This is a genomic window from Stappia sp. TSB10GB4, from assembly GCF_900185745.1.
Classification (GTDB): domain Bacteria; phylum Pseudomonadota; class Alphaproteobacteria; order Rhizobiales; family Stappiaceae; genus Stappia.
Genome location: NZ_FYAV01000026.1, coordinates 117,581 through 136,072, shown reverse-complemented (window position 1 = coordinate 136,072; position 18,492 = coordinate 117,581). Strand labels below are relative to the sequence as shown.

Annotated in this window: 13 protein-coding genes; 3 read left to right on the top strand and 10 right to left on the bottom strand. The window is 67.2% G+C overall.

Annotation, left to right across the window (positions count from 1 at the left end):
* Positions 1-95 precede the first annotated feature (95 nt).
* A complete protein-coding gene (locus tag TSB10GB4_RS03355; protein WP_186394542.1) occupies positions 96-785 on the top strand; it encodes an MOSC domain-containing protein in 690 nt (229 codons plus the stop codon).
* Between the two features lie 124 nt (positions 786-909).
* Entirely contained in the window at positions 910-1,962 is a 1,053-nt protein-coding gene (locus TSB10GB4_RS03350) for a helix-turn-helix domain-containing protein (RefSeq protein ID WP_186394541.1), read from the top strand.
* A gap of 39 nt (positions 1,963-2,001) precedes the next feature.
* Here TSB10GB4_RS03350 and TSB10GB4_RS03345 read toward each other — a convergent pair whose 3' ends face one another.
* Positions 2,002-2,649 (bottom strand): AprI/Inh family metalloprotease inhibitor, encoded by a 648-nt coding sequence (locus tag TSB10GB4_RS03345; RefSeq protein WP_186387158.1) that lies wholly within the window; start codon positions 2,647-2,649, stop codon positions 2,002-2,004.
* A gap of 296 nt (positions 2,650-2,945) precedes the next feature.
* Here TSB10GB4_RS03345 and TSB10GB4_RS03340 point away from each other — a divergent pair, with 296 nt between their 5' ends.
* Positions 2,946-4,922, top strand: coding sequence for a VWA domain-containing protein (locus TSB10GB4_RS03340; RefSeq protein WP_186394540.1), 1,977 nt, complete (start codon positions 2,946-2,948; stop codon positions 4,920-4,922).
* Between the two features lie 81 nt (positions 4,923-5,003).
* On the opposite strand, the gene TSB10GB4_RS03335 is transcribed toward TSB10GB4_RS03340, so the two are convergent.
* From TSB10GB4_RS03335 to TSB10GB4_RS03295, 9 genes are all read right to left on the bottom strand, one after another.
* A complete protein-coding gene (locus TSB10GB4_RS03335; protein ID WP_186394539.1) occupies positions 5,004-5,855 on the bottom strand; it encodes a carbohydrate ABC transporter permease in 852 nt (283 codons plus the stop codon).
* On the bottom strand, positions 5,852-6,766 hold the full coding sequence (locus TSB10GB4_RS03330) for a carbohydrate ABC transporter permease (RefSeq protein ID WP_208984395.1): 915 nt from the start codon (positions 6,764-6,766) through the stop codon (positions 5,852-5,854). Before TSB10GB4_RS03330 ends, TSB10GB4_RS03335 begins: the two co-directional genes overlap by 4 nt.
* 119 nt (positions 6,767-6,885) lie before the next feature.
* The gene (locus TSB10GB4_RS03325) at positions 6,886-8,181 is read right to left on the bottom strand and encodes an ABC transporter substrate-binding protein (RefSeq protein ID WP_244296453.1); all 1,296 of its coding nucleotides are present in this window, start codon (positions 8,179-8,181) and stop codon (positions 6,886-6,888) included.
* A 135-nt stretch (positions 8,182-8,316) separates the two neighbouring features.
* Entirely contained in the window at positions 8,317-9,390 is a 1,074-nt protein-coding gene (locus tag TSB10GB4_RS03320; protein WP_186394538.1) for an ABC transporter ATP-binding protein, read from the bottom strand.
* The gene (locus tag TSB10GB4_RS03315; protein ID WP_186394537.1) at positions 9,390-10,181 is read right to left on the bottom strand and encodes a DeoR/GlpR family DNA-binding transcription regulator; all 792 of its coding nucleotides are present in this window, start codon (positions 10,179-10,181) and stop codon (positions 9,390-9,392) included. Before TSB10GB4_RS03315 ends, TSB10GB4_RS03320 begins: the two co-directional genes overlap by 1 nt.
* A 257-nt stretch (positions 10,182-10,438) precedes the next feature.
* Positions 10,439-14,110, bottom strand: a complete 3,672-nt coding sequence (locus tag TSB10GB4_RS03310; protein WP_186394536.1) for a hypothetical protein — start codon at positions 14,108-14,110, stop codon at positions 10,439-10,441.
* Complete coding sequence (locus TSB10GB4_RS03305; protein WP_186394535.1) at positions 14,079-15,038, bottom strand: hypothetical protein; 960 nt, start codon at positions 15,036-15,038, stop codon at positions 14,079-14,081. The genes TSB10GB4_RS03310 and TSB10GB4_RS03305 overlap by 32 nt, the downstream gene beginning before the upstream one ends.
* On the bottom strand, positions 15,031-16,038 hold the full coding sequence (locus TSB10GB4_RS03300; protein WP_186394534.1) for a hypothetical protein: 1,008 nt from the start codon (positions 16,036-16,038) through the stop codon (positions 15,031-15,033). The genes TSB10GB4_RS03305 and TSB10GB4_RS03300 overlap by 8 nt, the downstream gene beginning before the upstream one ends.
* Positions 16,039-16,139: 101 nt before the next feature.
* Positions 16,140-18,488: a hypothetical protein gene (locus TSB10GB4_RS03295; RefSeq protein WP_186394533.1), complete on the bottom strand. Its 2,349-nt coding sequence runs from the start codon at positions 18,486-18,488 to the stop codon at positions 16,140-16,142.
* Positions 18,489-18,492: the final 4 nt, after the last annotated feature.

Below are 18,492 nucleotides of genomic sequence, written 5' to 3'. Positions count from 1 at the left end.
TGGCTCTGTGGGGGGCTGTGCGGCAGTCGGCGGCTTGTGAGGGGGCGCGCGCGCCCATATGGTGGCGCTTCCTGTTTTTCCGACCGGAGTTTCCCATGCAGATGAGCGTATCCGTCAGCGGCCTCTATATCGGCAAGGCGCGTCAGCGATGGGACGGCAAGCCGCCCTCGGCCATCGGCAAGCTGCCGGTGACGGATGGGCTCGATGTCGGGCTGGAGGGGCTTGACGGGGACGAGCAGGCCGACCGCAGCGTGCATGGCGGGCCGGAGAAGGCTCTGCACCACTATCCGGCCGACCACTATGCCTATTGGGCCGCGCGATGGCCCGAACATGCCGGGCGACTTGTCGCCGGCGGTTTCGGCGAGAATGTCTCGACGGTCGGGGTGACCGAGGCCGATGTCTGCCTTGGCGACCGGTTCCGTATCGGTACCGCCTTGGTGGAGATCTGCCAGGGCCGCCAGCCCTGCTGGAAGCTGCCGGCCCATACCGGCATCGACGAGATGGCGGTCGCCATGCAGAAGAGCGGGCGGACCGGTTGGTACTACCGGGTTATCGAGGAAGGCCGGATCGCGGTCGGCGACACGATGGAACTGGTGGCGCGTCCGCTGCCGGACTGGCCGCTCGACAGGATCGTCGCCGCCCGCTTCGATCCGCGTCTCGACCCGGCGATCGCCGCGGCCATCGCGGCGTTGCCGCCGCTCTCCGCGTCCTGGCGCGCGTCGTTCGGGAAAAAGTCGCAAGGCGGCTTTTCCGAGGACACCACGGCCCGCCTCAAGGGCGCATGACTCCTTGCCTGGGCATCGGACACTGGTGCCCTTCGTGTGTGGCTGTGGACGGGGGCCCGCGATCGGGGACTTGCAGGAGCGTGATCTCCTGCTAAACCTGATTGGCAATTCCCCGGAGGGGCCTTTGACGACGGAAGATATATCGCGCGTGCCGCATTCGGTGTTTTCGCTGGATGCGGTGCCGGTTGCCGAGCAGTTCGACGTCTGGCGCGAGAGCATCGGCTGCCTGTTCGAGGTGGACGTGCCGAAGGAGCGCCGGGCCGAGGGCTTTTGCGCCGAACTCGACGCTCATGTCATCGGCGACCTGGCGATGGCGCGCACCCATACCCAGGCGCAGGACTGGGCGCGTTCGGCCGCCACCATCGCCCGCGACGGCATGGATCATCTGATGATCCAGATCTATGAAGCCGGCACGATGGAGTTCACCCATCGCGGCCGCGAGCAGGTGTTCGGCCAGGACGCGCTGGTGGTGTTCGACCTCGCCCAGGAGATGCGCTCGCGCACCAGCGACTTCACCAACCTGTCGCTGCTGCTGCCGCGCCCCTTGATCGAGCCGTTGCTGAAACAGGCCGGCGACCGGCATATGCAGATCATCTCGGCGCCGGGCAATCCGCTGGCCCGGCTCCTCATCGACCATATGATGGCCCTGAAGTCGCTGGCCTCTGGGATGAGCCTCTCGCAGGCCACGGAAGCCAGTGCCGCGACCCTGGCGCTCACCGCGGCCTGCCTCAATGCGAGCCGGCCGGAGGACGGGCAGGGCGAGGCCGGCATCGCTTTCGCGCTGCTGGTGCGGGCACGTCAGCGCATTGCCGAACACCTGCGGGATCCGGACCTGTCACCGGCACGGGTGGCTCGCCTCTCCGGCGTCTCGCGCACCCGCCTCTACGAAATGTTCGAACCGTTCGGCGGTGTCCTTGCCTATATCCGCGAGCAGCGGCTGCGCCTTGCGCTGCGCATGCTGATCGACCACCGCTTCGCCGAACGGCCGATTTCGGCGATCGCCGCCGACTGCGGGTTCGCCAACGACAGCGCCTTCTCGCGGGCCTTCCGCGCCCGCTTCGGCACGACGGCGCGCGACATGCGCGCGACCCCGGCATGGGCACATCGGCGCGGCCGCGAATTCGACCGCGACCTCGACCGTCGCTACGAGGAGTGGATTCGCCTGATCAGCGCCTGAGGGACATGCGAGACCGAGGCCTCGCCTGTCTCTTTCGCGTCAGCGCCAGGCGACGACCTTCCCGGAGGAGCCATCGAGCGGGCCGTCCATGCGGTTCGTGCCGCTGAGACGAAGCACGGCGACACGCTTGCTCATCATTCCGTTCAGGACAACCTCGTTGCCGCGCAGCGACCAGCTTGTGACGCTTTGCAGCTCGGTGCCGATGCAGCCGAACGTCGAGGCAAAGTCGCCCATGCCAGCTCCGGTCGGGCGCAGCGACAGTCGGCATTGCCTGCCGTCGACATCGACATTCCAGTCTCCGGCGATCTGGCCCTTGCTGACGGGGGCGGGAGCGGCGGCTGTGGATTGCCCCATCATCGCGCCGAACAGCATCGCGGCGGCATTGCCCATCGCGTTGGGATCGACGCGCATGGACGCGGTGGTGCTGGACGATTTGGTGTGGCGGGTGCCGTCCGGCGTCTCCCAGGATTTCGTCGAGGACGACAGGGTTGCGGTGCGCTGGGTCGGCGAGGCCGCCGGCGCCTGCGTGCTGCCGAAAGCCGGCGCGCCGAAGGACGGGGCGGCAAAGGCCGGCGGCGGCGGTGGACCGGAGCTCGCCGGTGCCTGGCAGCCGGCAAGAGCGGCGGCAAAGAGCAGGGCAGCCGTTAGGCGGCCGCGAGATGACAGCGCGGGAAGGGATTGGGTCATGCGCGTATCCTGAAACCGTTTTTGAAGTCCGTCCGGAGGTTCGTGCCACACTGCCCCCCCTGGTGCGGCGGATGGCACGCCGCCCCTTCTTGTCGCCAGACACGCCAGCCGCCAAGCAGGGGCGGTCAATGCCGGACGCAGTGCCGAGAAAAACGGACGTCCTGCAAGCCCGGGTCGCGGTGTCTTCCACCCTCATCTCGTGACGGGTGTCACATCGCGTCGTACCGCAGCCGCTATTGTGGCTTTGCCCGCCTGCAGTTGTGCGCGGTGTTTCATGCATCCGGTGGAGGTTCGTTTTGCGACAGACAGGAATTGCCGCGCTCCTGGCGACGGCACTGGCCGTGCCGTCCGTGGCGGCACAGGACACGCAGCCCGACACGTTGCTCGTGATTGACATGTCGAACTCCATGTGGGGACAGATCGACGGGGTGGCCAAGGTCGAGATCGCCCGCGAGGCCCTTGCGGGGCTCGTCGACACCCTTCCCGATGGCGCGCCGACCGGCCTGATGGCCTATGGCCACCGGCGCACCGGCGATTGCGGCGACGTCGAACAGGTGGTGCCGATCACGCCGCTCGACCGGGCGGCCCTGAACCGCGCCGTGGCGGCGATGAAGCCGCGCGGCAAGACGCCGATCACCGAGGCGCTGCGGCAGGCGGCGGCCAGTCTCAACGCCAACGACCGGCCGGCGCGGCTGGTGCTGATTTCCGATGGTATCGAGACCTGCGGCGGCGATCCTTGCGCGCTTGCCCGCGAGCTTGCCGCCGGCGGCATCGACTTCACCGCCCATGTCATCGGCTTCGACATCGCCTCGCGCGCTGATCAGGCAAAGATCGCCTGCATCGCCTCGGCGACCGGCGGGCGCTATTTCAACGCCCGCAATGCCGGGGAACTGGCGGAGGCGCTGAGGAGCTCGACAGAGGCAGTTTCGGCGGAGCCGGCGGGCTTCCCGGTGACCTTCCGCGCGGTCGAGGCGGAAACCGGCGCGCCGGTGAGCGGGCAGGTCGACTGGACGGTGGTCGATGCGGCGAGCGAGCAGCTTGTCGCAACGCTCGGCGGCAACGAGGCGAAGATGGATCTTGCGCCCGGCGACTATCTCGTCAGCGCCACGGCCGGCGAGCGCGCCGGGGGTGTCGAGGTGACGGTCGCCGATCAGGGCGCGGCGGTCGTCGTCAGGCTCGCCAGCGATGTGCCGCAGGCAAGCATTGTCCTGGCCGTATCCTCCGCCCCGGCAGCCTCCACCGTCTCGGTCAGCTTCACCGGCCCGATGGAGGAGGGTGACTTCCTGCGTATCCTGGATGCGGGCGGCCAGCGTCTGGAGGTCGACAACTGGGCCTGGATCCGTGATGGCAGTCCGCTGGACATGCGCCTGCCGTCGGAGGTGGGCAGATATGCCGTTGCCTATGTGTGGGCGAAGGGCGGGGATCGCATCCTCGCCACCGCTGCTGTCGAGGTGACGCCGGCGGATCTTGCGATCGACCTTGCGGCGGAGGTGCCGGCCGGCACGATGACGCAGGTGTCCTGGCGCGGCCCGAACGGGGATCGAGACTATCTTGCGTTCGTGCCGGTTGGGGGCTCGGCGGATGCGTCCGGAAACCGTTACGCCTATTTAGTGGAGGGGCCGGTGCTGACCATGCAGGCGCCGTCCGAGCCCGGCGATTACGAGGCGGTCTATATCGCCGGCAATGACGGCCAGGTGATGGTCCGCAAGGCCTTCAAGGTGGTCGAGTCGCCGGCGTCGGTCTCGGTCGAGGGCCCTGTCGTGGTCGGCGGTTATGTGACTGTCGCCTGGACGGGCCCCGGAGGCAGCCGCGACTGGGTCGGCTTCGCCCCCGTCGGCTCCGAGGCGGGCAGCTATCTCGGCTGGGCCACACCCGAGGGCACCAGCGTTCGCCTGTCGACGCCGGCGGTCGCGGGCGACTATGAACTGCGCTACGTGCTCTCGGCTTCGGACGGGGTGAAGGTGCTGGCCTCGCTCCCCGTCACCGTGGCGGAGGCCGAGGTGACGCTCGAGGCCCCGGCAGAGGTCGTCGCCGGCAGCGAGGTACGGGTGACGGCGCAAGGTCCGGTGGCGAATGCCAACTGGATCGGCTTCGCACGGCCTGACGAGGGCGATGCCGCCTATATCGGAGGGGCGTGGAACAGTGCCGAGAATATCGCCGACGGCCATATCACGGTGATGGCGCCGACGGAGCCGGGCCAGTACGAGCTGCGCTATGTGATCGCCACCGGAGAGCATCGCGTCATTGCTCGGGTGCCGGTCACGGTGAAGTAGGGCGAGCGCTGCCAATATATCGACACCCCGGCAGGCGGATGACCTGCCGGGGTGTCTTGCATTTGGCGGAAGCGATCCGTCCTACTTGATGCCGGCGCGCATGAAGCTCTGCACGAACTGCCGCTGGAACAGCAGGAAGGCAATCAGCAGCGGGCCCGAGGTCATCAGCGTCGCCGCATTGATCACCGACCATTCGATACCGGAGTCGATGGCGGAGAAGATGCTGAGGCCGACCGTCACCGGGCGCGTGTCGACCGAGTTGGTGACGATCAGCGGCCACAGGAAGTTGTTCCAGTGGTGGCTGACCGAGACGAGGCCGTAGGCGAGATACGTCGGCTTGGCGAGCGGGATATAGACCCGCCACAGGATGCCGAGCACCGTGGCACCCTCGATGCGCGCGGCCTCGTCGAGTTCGCGCGGCACGGTCATGAAGGTCTGGCGCAGCAGGAAGATGCCGAAGCCGGAGGCGATATAGGGCAGGGCGATCGCCGGGATCGTGTCGACCAGGCCAAGGATGCGCATGGTCTTGTAGTTCTCGACGATCAGGATGTCCGGCATCACCAGCAATTGCAGCAGCACCAGGGTGAACAGGATCGAGCGGCCGGGAAAGGCGAAGCGCGCGAAGGCATAGGCGGCGAGCGTGCACAGCAGGAACTGGCCGGCGAGGATCAGCGTCACCAGCATGAAGGTGTTGAGGAAGTAGCGCGCGAAGGGCGCGGCGCCCCAGGCCTTTTCGAAATTCTCGAAGGTGAGCGGCGCCAGCAGCTCGAAGCGGGCCTCGTAGGCGGACGGGTGGATTGCCGTCCAGATCGCGAAGGCCAGCGGCAGGATCCACAGCAGCGCCAGCGCCCAGGCGGCGAGCGTGTTGAGCGCGCGGTCGAGGTCGAAGCGCCGGCGGCGCGGGCGGGCGGGGGCGTCGGCTGCGGCGGTCATTTGTAGTGCACCCTACGGTCGAAGAAGAAGAACTGGCCGATGGCGAGCGCGCACAGGATCGCCAGCATGGCGACGGTCAGCGTCGCGCCGTAGCCGGTCTCCCAGTATTTGAAGGCCGTCTCGTAGATGTAGAACAGCAGCAGCGACGAGGCGTTGTCCGGACCGCCATTGGTCAGGATGAAGATGTGATCGACCAGGCGGAACGAGTTGATCACCGCGTTGATCGACACGAACAGCGTCGTCGGCATCATCAGGGGGAAGGTGATGCGCCAGAAGATCGTCCAGCGGCCGGCGCCTTCGATCTTCGCCGCCTCCACCAGGGAGGGCGGGATCGCTTGCAGCGCCGCAAGGTAGAAGATCATGAAGAAGCCAGCTTCCTTCCACACGGTGACGACGATCACCGCGTTGAGAGCGGTCGCCGGATCGCCGAGCCAGTTGGTCTGCGGCCAGCCGAACAGGGTCGATGCGGCCTGGTCGATAAGGCCGAAGCCGGGCGTGTAGAAGAACAGCCAGATATTGGCGACGGCGATCAGCGGCAGCACGGTCGGGGTGAAATAGGCCATGCGCACGAAGCCGCGTCCGGCCAGCCGGTCGTTGACCCACAGGGCCATGGCGATGGCGATGGCGATGGATGTGGGGATCGTGCCGAGGGCGAACCACAGATTGTTGCCGAGGACCTTCCAGAAGACCGGGTCGCCGATCATCCGCTCGTAGTTTTCGATGCCGATGAAGCGGGCCGGCCGGCGACCGCGCGGAGTGGAGTAGAAGCTGTTCCACAGCGTCATCACCGCCGGAACATGGGTGAAGGCGAAGAGGAAGAAGAGCGCGGGAAGCAGCAACAGCCACGCGTGAACCCACTCGCGGCTGCGGATCAGCATCGGCACTCTCGCCTGTCCTGTCGGGGTCGTCATCGTCGTCGCCCTGGTTCGTGTCGGGAGCTGCCGCCGGAGGCGGTCAACCCGGCGGGGATCGGCGGCAGGTGCCGCCGATCCCCTTCTGGTGTCATCGGGGCGCCGTGCGCCCCGCAGGCTCAGCGATACTCGGCGAGGATCGCGTCGGCCTGGGCCTGGGCTTCCTGCAGCGCAGTTGCCGCGTCCTTCTGGCCGGTGATGGCGGCGGCCAGCGCATCGTTGAAGATCGTCGTGACGCGCTGGTTCTGGTAGGTGGACAGCTCCGCAACAGCGAATTCGAGCTGGTCGCGGGCAACCGTCGCCGGCGGGAACTCGGCCGCGTAGGTCTTCATCGCCTCGGTTTCCCAGGCATCGGGACGCGGGGCGACATAGCCGGTGGCGATGGTCCACTTGGCCGCCTGTTCGGGGCCGGTGATCCACTTCACGAAGTCGGCAGCGGCGGTGAGCTGCTCCTCGGATGCGCCCTTGAACAGGTAGAAGTTGCCGCCGCCGGTCGGGGCGCCGCGGCGCTTGTTGGCCGGCAGCATGGCGACGCCGAACTCGAACGGCGCGTTGTCACGCACGTTGGTCAGGTTGCCGGTGGTGGTCCACATGATCGCGGTCTGCCGCTCGAAGAAGGCCTTCGGCGTCGCGCCCCACTCGACGATGCCCGGCTCCATCACGCCGTGCTTGGTGGAGAGGTCGACCAGGTACTGCAGTGCCTCGGCCACCTTCGGATCGTCGAAATTGGTCTTGTTGCCCTCGCTGTTGGCCAGGATCACGTCGTTCTGCGTCGTCAGGCCCTGGAACAGCCAGTAGGGGAAGCCGGAGCTCGGGATGCGCACGCCCCACTGGGTGACGTTGCCGTTGGCGTCCTTCTTGGTCAGCTTCTTGCCGAATTCGACCAGCTCTTCCCAGGTCGCCGGCGGCGTCTCGGGGTCGAGGCCGGCCTCCTTGAAGGCCTCCTTGTTCCAGTACATCACCGGGGTGGAACGCTGGAACGGGATACCGTAGGTCTTGCCGCCGGTCTGGCTGTTTTCCATGAAGGCCGGATAGAAGCCCTCGATCCAGGCCTTGTCCTCGTCGCTCTTCAGGTAGTCGTCGAAGGGGACGATCAGGTCCTCGTCGATCAGGGTGAACATGTCGGCCGACAGCGCCATGGAGAGCTGCGGCGGCGTGCCACCGCGCGAGGCGGTGATCACCTTGGCAATGGTGTCCTGATACGAGCCGGAATAGACGGCGTCGATCTTCACGCCCGGGTTGTTCGCGACATATTCGTCGGTCAGGGCCTGGATGGTATCGGCGGCCTTGCCGCCGACGGCCACCGGAAAGAAGAACTGCAGTTCGACGGCCTGGGCGGAGGCCCAGGTGCCGAGTGCCAATCCGGTTGTCAGGGTCGCCGTGGCGGCGGCCTTCATCAGCATCGATTTCAACATGTCTGCCTTCCCTCATGTTGTGCCGGCCGCTTCGCGCTGGCTGTGCCGGCGTCACGTCCCGCGCGTGGGGCGGGAGCGTTTCCTGTCGGGGCCGGGAGCGACCGGCCCGTCATTCGTTTGGGTCCGCCCGCGGGTTCAGCCGGCGAGCCGGGCTCCGGCCGCCATCGCCAGATCATCGCGGCGGTGGCCGGCGGTGCCGTCGAAGACGTGCAGGTCCTGCGGCTCGAAGCCGAGGCGGATCTCGGTGCCTGTGGCGATGTCGTGGTCGCCAGGCAGGCGGACGGTGAAGGTCGCACCGTTCGCCGCGCAGTCGATCAGCATGTCGGCGCCGAGATATTCGAGGCTGGTAACCCGTGCGGCGAGCGGACCGGCGGCGGCGAGCGTCAAGGCTTCGGGGCGCAGGCCGACCTTGTGGGCGGCGAGATCGGCATCCACATGCGCCAGCAGCGCACCCGGCAGCACGTTCATCGGCGGTACGCCGATGAAGCGGGCCGCGAATGGCGTCTCGGGCCGCTGGTAGAGCGCGCGCGGATCGCTCGCCTGTTCCAACCGGCCGCCATTCAGCAGCACCACCTGATCGGCCATGGTGATGGCCTCGACCTGGTCGTGGGTGACATAGACCATGGTGAAGCCGAGCTTCTTCTGCAGCGCGCGGATCTCCACCCGCATCTCGTGGCGCAGCTTGGCGTCGAGATTGGAGAGCGGCTCGTCCATCAGACAGACCGGCCGCTCGGCGATGATCGCCCGCCCCAGCGCCACGCGCTGCTGCTGGCCGCCGGACAGTTGCGAGGGTTTGCGGTCGAGCAGCGCGGACAGGCCCAGGAGCTCGGCAACGCGCTTCAACCGCGCCTCACGCTCGTCCCTCGCCATCCGGCGCACCTTCAGGCCGAAGACGATGTTCTCGGCGACGTCGAGATGCGGAAACAGCGCATAGGACTGGAACACCATGGCGAGGTTGCGCTCGGCCGCCGGCAGATGGGTGACGTCGCGCCCGCCGATCAGGATACGTCCCGCATCGGCGCTTTCCAGGCCGGCGATCATCCTCAGCGTCGTCGACTTGCCGCAGCCCGAGGGGCCGAGCAGGACGGTGAAGGTGCCGGCGGGCACGCGGATCGACAGGTCGTCGACCGCCTTGTGGGCGCCCCAGACCTTCGAGACAGTCTCAAGCAGGATTTCCTGCCCGCCCGGGCGGGTGTCGGTCGCGGTCATCAGCGCTCCTCGCCGGTGTTGGTGCACACCACGCTCTCGCGTCCGGCGGCCGCGAGCAGCGCCTGGATGGGAGCGGGCAGGGCGGTGTCGCAGAACACCGCGGCAACGTCGGTGATATGACCGCCGCGCACATGCGCCGGGCGGCCGAACTTGCTGGCGTCGAGCACCAGGAAGGCGCGGCGGCAATTGGCGAGGATCGCCTGGCGCGCGGCGACCTCGTCCTCGTGGAAGTCGAGCAGCGTGCCGTCGGCATCGACCCCGGCAACGCCGAAGACGCCGATGTCGACCTTATAGGCGGAGAAGAACCGCTCGGTATCGGCGCCGAGGATGTCGCGGTCGCCGTGGCGCAGCCGGCCGCCGGCGATGGTCACCTCGAAACCGGGGTTCTGCGAGGCCGAGAAGGCGACATGCAGGTTGTTGGTGAAGACCCGGAGGCCCTCATGCCGGGTGAGCGCCTGCATGACGATCTCCGGCGTCGTGCCGATGGAGAAGGCCAGCGAGGCGCCGTCCGGCACATGGCGCGCGACCGTCTCGGCAATCGCCCGCTTCTGTGGCAGGTTCAGGATCTGGCGACGCGCATAGTGCAGGTTGCCCGCCGGGGCCGGCGGCTCGACACCGCCATGGGTGCGCCGCAGAATGCCGTGCTCGCACAGCCGGGTGAGATCGCGCCGGATGGTCTGGGTGGTCACCTCGAAGCGCTCGGCCAGCGCTTCGACCGAGGCGAAGCCGTTCGACTGCACGAGGTCGGCGATCTCGCGCTGGCGCGCGGTTATGGTCAGGTCGCCGGTCATGAGCGACTGTCTTCCTCCCGAATGCGGACGTTCCGTCTCTACTTCGTTCATATGAACATAGCACAACGCTCATATGAACATACAATGACAGAATTATCCGATCCGGGAGGTGACCGTTCTTGGGAAGCCTGTCTGTTCTGCGGAAGGGCTTGGCCGAGCGAGCGGATTGCGGTTTGCCGGCCGCGATGAGGCAGATGGCTCGCGCTGGCGGCGGAAGACGGGCGCCGCCCCCTCTTCCGCCGCCAGCGGGCCTCGTCTCAGTCGGCTTTCACCACTTCGACGAGTTCCGCTACGGCGATGCCGGCCGAGCCGAGATAGCCGACCACGATCAGCGCCTCGCCGATGATCGCCGGTACGTAGTACAGCGCCTCCTGCACGTCGGGAACGAACAGGAAGCGCGTGGCCTGTCCGGGAATGACATTGGTCAGCGCCCGCGACAGGCCGAGCTTGGCGAGCGTGTCCTTCTTCGGACTTGCCGCGTAATTCCAGGAGATCATTCCGATATTGGCAAAGCCCCACAGCGTGATGGTCAGCTCCGCCGTGTAGGTACGCGCCTTGCCGCCCGGGAACGCCAGGATCAGCAGCCCGCGCGTCGGCCCGGCGATCACCTGGCAGATCCAGATGACGCCGGCAAAGCCCGGCTGCCCGGCCGGGCAGCTCGGCGCCGGCGAACCGGGGCGGATCAGCCAGGGCATGGTGGCGAAAGTGGTGACGTAGCGCATCAGGACGGCGGCAAGGCCTGCAAGGTTCTTGCCTTTCGGTGTCCAGCTCCTTGAGTAATTCTTCAGCCCCTCCGGCACCCTGCTGCCCTGATCGGGGATCGCTCCGGTGGAGCTGAGGAAGCCGGTAAGCCCGTCGGTGAAGATGCGCACCACCATCGCCGCCGCATAGATGCCGAGCGAGACACCGGCCACCACCTTTTCCGAGGTGCTGTCGAACAGCACCTGCTTGTCGGTCGCGATGCCGAATTTCGATTTCACCCAGTCGACGGTGACGTAGTTCTTGTAGGCCTCGAGCGAGGCTTCGTCCGGGAAGGGCGCCTTGCCGGTGGCCAGCTTGTAGATCAGCGTCGCCGGGATCGCGACCAGCCAGGACGCGATCTGGCTGACCCGGATCGACAGGCTCTTGCCGGTGAAGAACTTGTAGAGCTGCGACAGGACCGGGATTTCCCATTCCGAGAACAGCACGTCGCGGAAGGATTCCACCACTTCCCGAACGAGATCCATCAGCGTCGCGATGACGCCCTTGGCTGCGTCGAGCGCGAAGAGCGCGACGCTCTCCATCAGCTTGATGACGCCGCTCATCAACAGGTTCAGCGCGTTGTTGGGATCATCGCCAATGGCGGTGAAGAAGGTCAGCGCCTCCTCGAACGCTTCCTTGCCGTCGCCGAACTGGAAGTTGTTGGCAAGGTCCTCCATCATTGCGATCAGCCCGTCGAGCGAGCTCGACAGGGCGCTGGAACTCATCAGGCTGACCGTGCTGCCGCCCCGCTCATCGGCCTTGCCGCCGTTCTGCTCATAGGCGTTGGAGAACAGATTGTGCTCCATCTCATACGCCTGCTCGTCGGTCATCTCCTGTTGCGAGGAGAACTGGTCGTAGGTCGGGTTGTCGTCCTTGTTGAGCTCCTGGATCATCGTATCGACGACGGATTGGAGCGACTCCTTCAGCGTGTCGATGCCGGACAGGATCATGTCCTTGACGTGGTCGACGCCCGCCGCCGTGAAGTCGAGCAGCACCCGCGTGTTGTGTTCCACCGCCTCGGCCATGCGCCGGAAGTCGCCGAGGTTGAACAGGAAGGCGAGCCATTCGAAGAGCTGGCGCAACTTCACCTTCAGCCAGTTCCAGACGCCTTGCACGAAGTCGAAGGCCTGCTGCACGAACTCGATGATCGCCTCGAACACCTTGCCGGCAATCTCGAACAGCACCCGGCCGATGCCGTCGATGATCTCGACGACGATCTTGGTCAGCCCGTCGATGACGAATTTCGCCGCGTTCTTGATGCCGTTCCAGACATCGCCCCAGTCGATGCCGAGGAACCCGGCGACTTCCGCGCCGTCGTCATTGGCCGCCGAGGCCCGCATCGAGGCGAGTCGCTCGCTTTTCCACGTCGCGACCTCGGAGACCGTCATCGGCTGGTATTGCGGGAAGCCGGAGGTGAAGTCGATCGACCAGGCCGTGCCGGACATGGCGCGCAAATCCAGCCGCGGGTCGAAGCCGCGCGCCGCCATGCGCCGCGACACGGTGTGATAGACGACCCTTGCGGCTTTCGTCTCGCGCTGGCCGGCGATCTCCATCGAGGCCTGGGTGATCTGCTGCAGGCTCTGGGCATATTCGTCGCTGCTGCGATACTCGGCCGGCAGCAAGTAGTTGCCGGCGGCATCCTTGGCGTTCTTGATGTCGGCGACCGAAAGGCTGGCGAGTTTCTCCTGCAATTGCAGGTTCGGCTCCACCACGATCGGCGTGCCGGCCAGCGTTCCCGGCGTCTCGACATAGAGCGTTGCCGCCGCCAGCGCCGTCGCCTGCTGGTAGATCACCAGCTTGCCCCCCGGTCCGGTCTGCGCCGCCACCCGGTTGAGCTGGCTGCAGCGATAGGAGCGGCCGTCGACGAACAGGGTGACGAGGAACGAGGCCTGGATCGACACGGGCGCGAAGGACAGCGGCATGCCGTCCTCGTCGAGCACCACCATCTCCAATGCATGGGTCTCGACCGGCACCATGTCGTTGTCCTGGCGCAGCAGGTCGATGCGCTGGTCGAACCACTGGCGCGAGGTCGGCGACTGCCAGAAGCGGGTGAGGTCGCCGGCCGCCGATACGGTATAGGCCTCCGCATAGCCGGCCCGGTCGCGCCCGACGGTGAAGATCGTCGCCTTGGAGCCGGGGTCGGACGGGATCTCGTTGCCGAGCGGAAACAGCGTCTGCCACACCGGCTCGGCGCTGCGGCCGCTGCCGGGTGCCTGGCCTGCGCGCCACAGCCGCCCGTCGGTGCCGATGCCGAAGACCTGCAACAGGTCGTCGAAGGTGACGGAGGCGTAGATCTCGGTCAGCGGCACGCTTTGCGCGGGATCGACCTGGATCCAGTCGTCGAACTGTTTCACCGTGCCGGATTGGTATTTTTTCTCCTTCTTCAGCAGCAGCTTGCCGGTGCCCTGCTCGACCGCGAAGATCGCGAGCCGGTCATTGGCATCGGCCACCACATAGAGCGCCGTCGCCTTTTTCGGTCCGAGCACCCGCAGCGCCGAGGTACGGTCGCTGGTCTCGCTGAACAGGAGCGAGTTGTCCTTGCCGATAGCGAAGATCGCCGATTGCACGGCGCTGTTGGCGACCATGGCGATGGTCTTGACCTGCGCCTGGGTGCCGCCCGGCCCCATCACCGGCGCCCAGACCGGCCCGGCCCATTCGCTGCTGCCCGGCTTGAAGAAATTGTTGGCGAGCAGGCCGTAATTCTCACCCGGCACGTCCAGCATGACATTGACATAGACATTGCCGGTGATGCCGCGCGCGCCGCGGAACTGGCGGATGGTCTCGCCCGCATCGCGCGGCTTGGTCTCGCGCTGGTAGTAGCTGGCGGTGGTCGGTTGATATTCGGCAAGCGAGAGCTGGCCGTTGTCGCCCAGCGTCATGATGTTCGGCGTGTCGCTGCTTTCCGAACCGGAGGTGTAGAGGAAGAGCTGCCGTCCGCGAATGTGCAGGTCGGTGTCCTGGTAAGGCGCCAGCGATTTCTCGCCCCGGCGCAGGCGGTAGACCTCGCCCCCGGTGCCGATGGTGTAGAGGTCGAGATCGCCGGCGACATTGGCGTAGGTGACGATATCGGTGCCGCCGAGCGCCGGCCGGGAGAGCTGGAAGGTCTCCATGTATTTGGTGCTGGCGCGGGCCGCCGGGCGCTCGCCGGCATCGAGTTCAGCAAAAACGGACCTGGGCATCGCAATCATGGAAACCTCCCGAAAATCTGGCCGGTGAAAGGGACAGGTCGAAGGCGGCAGGCGCCCGGTCGGCAAGGCGCCGGGCGAGTTGCAGGGCCGGTGCCCGCCAGAGCGGTCGGCCATGGGCGTTGCAATAGAGCGGGCGATCAGGGGGCCGCCCGGCGGCGCGCTCGCGCGCATTGAGGGGCGCGAGTGTTCCGGCGAGCCCGTCGAGGCCCGGCGCGCCGCAGGCCCGTGCCCGCAGCGCGGCGATCGCCAGTTCGGCCGGGTCGGCGTAGTAGGGACTGAGCGCGCGCAGGGCCGAGCGGGTCGGGGGATGGGCGGCGATGACGGCGGAAAGGCGCCCGGCAAGCTGCAGCATCAGGCCCGACAGACCGCTGTTGGAGCTCGCCGCGCCGCAGGCGGCGAGCGCTGCCAGCATGTTGAGATTGACTGTCAGGTCGACGGGGCCGGGGGCGCTGTCGAGAAACCAGGTGCGCAGGAGCGGCGCCCGCGCGAACGGCGGATCGCCGCGGCGCAGCGGGCCGCAGGCGAGGCGCGGCAGCAGGTCCGCCAGCCGTGCCCGCCCTTCGCGCGCCTCGCGGCGGCGGCCGGCGACCAGCGCCATCCAGGCGAGCGCCGTGTCGTCCGCGTCCGGCGGCAGGCTGTCGATCAGGCGGGGCCCGCCGCCGCCTTGCGGATAGAAGCGGAAAGCCCCCGGCAGGCTTGAGTCTTCGCACGTCTCGACGAAGTCGAGCGCCCGCGCATGGGCGTGCATCGCCGCCTCGTTTCGACCGAGCGCCGGCAACAGCAAGGCCACCTGCGCGGTGACGAAGGCGGTTTCGTCGGCGACACACCCGGCCGGCGTTTCCACCTGCGAGGGAAACGCCCCGGATGGCGCTTGCAGGGCCAGAAGATCGGCCAGAAGACCAGCCGGGCGCGGGGCGGGCTCAAGCATGGCGGCCTCCCGCGGGCGGAACCGGCACGGCGAGCGTCGCCGTCACGCGCGGCGGGGCATCTGCCGCCAGCACGATGCCAAGGAGCCCGTGCCGTTGCAGCGGCACTTCGCCGGCGCGTCGCAGCGCGGCGGAGCCGGCGAAGGCCTGTTCATAGGCCGTCATGTCCCAGCCGCGCGCCGCGCCCTCGACAAGCAGCGCGTCGGCGATGCGTGCATCCGGCCCGAGCAGGGCGGCGGCGTTGGAATAGAAGGTGAAGGCGACAGCCTGGGTCCGGCCCTCGGCCGCCATCCTGAAGGCGACGGAGAAGCCGATGTCGCTGGAGGGGATCTCGAAGCGGACGCTGCGCCCGGTCAGCCGCTCGATGAGCCGGCGAACCTCGTGCCCGCGCGGGGCAACGCCGAACCGGGCCATCAGCGTGTCGAGATCGCCGGGAAACAGCGGGTCGGCGCGATAGTAGAGCTCCAGCAGGCTGCCGTCCGGCGTGACGCCGAGCATGGTGGGCCTGAGGTTTCGGCCCGCCAGCACCGGCGGCGCGCCGGCAAGGCGCTCCTCCAGGGCGGCCCAGAGCGGACGCCCATTCGCCTTCGTCATCTGTGCCAGTTCCAGATAGAGCTTGGCGGCAAGGCCCCCGGAGGGCGCTTCGCGCAGACCCGCCCAGGCGCCATAGCGGGCCCCCGCCTGCCGTTGCCAGCAGGACAGCCGCTCGACGAGCCGTAGCGCGGCGGGTGCGAGCGCCGTCCCCGCACCCGTCCGGCAGAGCGACAGCGCGGCCGCAAGGCGAGTGTCGGGCCGCGCGCCGGGCGCGGGATCGAGGCTGAGTCGCGGATCGCAGCCCGCCTCGCCATCGGCCCAGACGAAGGCGGCCTCAAGCGGCGCGCCGGCGGGCGTCAGGTCGCTTGGCGGACAGTCCTGTGCTGTCAGTCCTGGCGGCAGCAAGGGGGCGGCTGCCGCCAGCAGGCGGTCGAGCGACGAGACGGCGGCAGCCGGAACCGTTCCCACTCCCACATCCGGGAGCGGGGCCAGGAGCCGAACCGGAGGCTCGGCACCCAGATCCCGTCGCCGCCGCGCGCTCCCGGACGGGATCGGCGGAGGCATGGCGCTCACCCGCCCTGGCGCATCCGCGCGGCCAGCGCATCGGGATCGATCACCTGGTGCACGAGGCCGGCCGTCACAGGCGTCGGCGGCAGCGGCGGCAGTTCCACCGACAGGCGGCCGGAGACCTGCTGCTTCTCCAACTCGCGGGTGCTGCCGTCCTTCAGCACATAGACGGCGGTGTAGTAGAACTCGATGGTCGGCTCGCTGCGCAGGCGCTGGATGCCGTAATAGCGTTCCAGATTTTCGACGACGACACCCGAAGGGGCCCCCAGCAGGCTGAACAGGATGACGTTCTGCTGCGAGGCTTCCGCCTCGACCCGCTCCGCCCGGGTCATCTCGTGGCGCGGCCGCGACAGGAAGCCCGGCAGGCTGTCGCCGAATGTCTGGCGCGCCTTCGGCGTCAACTGGAACATGGTGAGGTTGACGCTCGCCACTTGCGTCCAGTCGATCCGGCTGCTGTCGACCTTGACGCTGTAGTTCTGTATCGTGTTGGTGATGGTCAAGGTCTTGTATTCGCTCGACTGACGATAGCTGTCGAGGGTAAAGCTCTGGCCATCAGAGTAGAAAATGTTTCCGGAAATGTTGAAGTAGGCGTTGTTGGTGTTGTCGATCGCCTGGAAGTTCCAACGCGGCTCGGCGAAGCTGAGCGCGCCTTTCGGCTCCCAGTTCGACCAACTGTTCTCCGCCACCCAGTGGTCGCCGTTGTTGGCGGGGTCGAAATACTGGGCGTTGACATCGACCAGCAGCAGCGTTGTCGGCTCCGTCGTGTAGTTGAACGCGCGCAGGGTGAACTGGGTGAACAGGCCCTTCGGATCGAGAACGAAGACGATGTCGGCATTGCCCGAGCCGGTGTAGTCGGGCGCCGAGGACAGGGCACCCGGCGGTTCGGAGACGATTTCGGTATTGTCGGCCATCTGGTAGCGCAGCCGATAGCTATAATTCGGGCCGATGGGCAGGTTGTAGAAGCTCTCGAAGCGGACCGCGTTGGTCTCGCCGTTGCCGGTCATCGTCTTGGTCTGGACGATCGCCGGATTGCCGGCCGGCGGGGCGAAGAAGAAGTCGATATTGACTTGCCGCACACCGGTCGCCCCGGAGAAGGGGATGGCCTGGCCGATGAACGTGACCTGCCGCGTGCCGAAGACGTTGGGCGTGATGTTGACCAGCGTATCCGTGGTGGTGATCGGGTCGCTCTGGAAGGACTTGCCGTCCTTGAAGTGGATCACATAGCTGTAGGTGAATTCCGGATTGTAGCTGCCGCCGGAAAAGTCGCCCGGCGCCTCGTAGATCTTCGAGGACTGGTCGCCGTCGGTGACGATCAGCATGAAGGTGTTGTCGGTCTTGCGCGTCGGGTAGGTGACGGTGACGGTCACCGTCTCGGCGATCGGATCGTCAGAGCCGGAACGGGTGAGTTCGCCGATCAGGTTGAAGACCACCGAGAGCTTGCGGTTGTCGACCTTGGTGAAGACCTTTTTCCACTCGTCGGCGGTAAAGCGGCGCATGAAGCTGCTGACCGGCGTCGACCAGTCGATCACCGTGTCTTCCTGATAGGTCTGGTTGAACGAGGTGGTCGCGGAGACCGGGAACGGCCCCGTTGCCATGATCGCGGCGGCGGCCACCGTGTTGGCGACCTGGTTTTCCAGCGTCGTCCAGCCCCAGTCGCGCACCCGCTGGGCCAGTTCGTCGCTGCTGCCCGGCCCGAGCTCGACCTTGACCTCGCCGGCGCCCGACTGGCGCAGCACCTGCTTCACCTCCTGCAACACCTGCTTCTGGTTGCCCCAGGTGTCGCGGACGGTCTTGTACTTCTTCTCGTACTCGATGGCGGCCTCGGCGGTGTAGCTGACCGTCGCCTTGGCGCCGAGCAGCTTGGTCAGCACCTGCATCTCGTATTCGACGCGGAAGGGGGAGGCGCCGCCCTCGTCGCCGCTGAAGGCGTTCTTGAAGGTGTTGACCGCCTCCGCCGTCGGCAATTCGATCTGGAAGGCGGCGACATTGGTGCCGTAGAGCGTCGGCTCGATCGCCAGGACCTGGGTCTCGCCGGCAATGTCATAATAGAAAAAGGCGGTGCCGCCGACCCAGACGAATCCGCCCCAGGAAATGTCGGGACCGAGGATCTCTTCCGCCGCCCGCCGCGCTTCGAGCGGCTGCACCAGCTCCATCTCAAAGGTGCACAGGCCGGCGATGCCGCCGCCATTGGAGGTGTATTCGGTCAGGCCGAAGGCCGGAGCCCCGTCCAGAGTCCGCAACCGCGGCACCGGCACCATGTACCAGAGCTTGGGATCGTCGTGGTCCTGGTAGACATAGGTGACGCCGCTGGCGCCGTATTCGATCTCGCGAACGCTGGAGACGTCGAACATCACA

Excerpts from the sequence above, each read along its gene's own strand:
- TSB10GB4_RS03330 (WP_208984395.1), bottom strand. The coding sequence starts at position 6,766 with ATGACGACCCCGACAGGACAGGCGAGAGTGCCGATGCTGATCCGCAGC.
- TSB10GB4_RS03325 (WP_244296453.1), bottom strand. The coding sequence starts at position 8,181 with ATGTTGAAATCGATGCTGATGAAGGCCGCCGCCACGGCGACCCTGACA.
- TSB10GB4_RS03320 (WP_186394538.1), bottom strand. The coding sequence starts at position 9,390 with ATGACCGCGACCGACACCCGCCCGGGCGGGCAGGAAATCCTGCTTGAG.
- TSB10GB4_RS03295 (WP_186394533.1), bottom strand. The coding sequence starts at position 18,488 with ATGTTCGACGTCTCCAGCGTTCGCGAGATCGAATACGGCGCCAGCGGC.
- TSB10GB4_RS03315 (WP_186394537.1), bottom strand. The coding sequence starts at position 10,181 with ATGACCGGCGACCTGACCATAACCGCGCGCCAGCGCGAGATCGCCGAC.
- TSB10GB4_RS03345 (WP_186387158.1), bottom strand. The coding sequence starts at position 2,649 with ATGACCCAATCCCTTCCCGCGCTGTCATCTCGCGGCCGCCTAACGGCT.
- TSB10GB4_RS03335 (WP_186394539.1), bottom strand. The coding sequence starts at position 5,855 with ATGACCGCCGCAGCCGACGCCCCCGCCCGCCCGCGCCGCCGGCGCTTC.
- TSB10GB4_RS03310 (WP_186394536.1), bottom strand. The coding sequence starts at position 14,110 with ATGATTGCGATGCCCAGGTCCGTTTTTGCTGAACTCGATGCCGGCGAG.
- TSB10GB4_RS03355 (WP_186394542.1), top strand. The coding sequence starts at position 96 with ATGCAGATGAGCGTATCCGTCAGCGGCCTCTATATCGGCAAGGCGCGT.
- TSB10GB4_RS03305 (WP_186394535.1), bottom strand. The coding sequence starts at position 15,038 with ATGCTTGAGCCCGCCCCGCGCCCGGCTGGTCTTCTGGCCGATCTTCTG.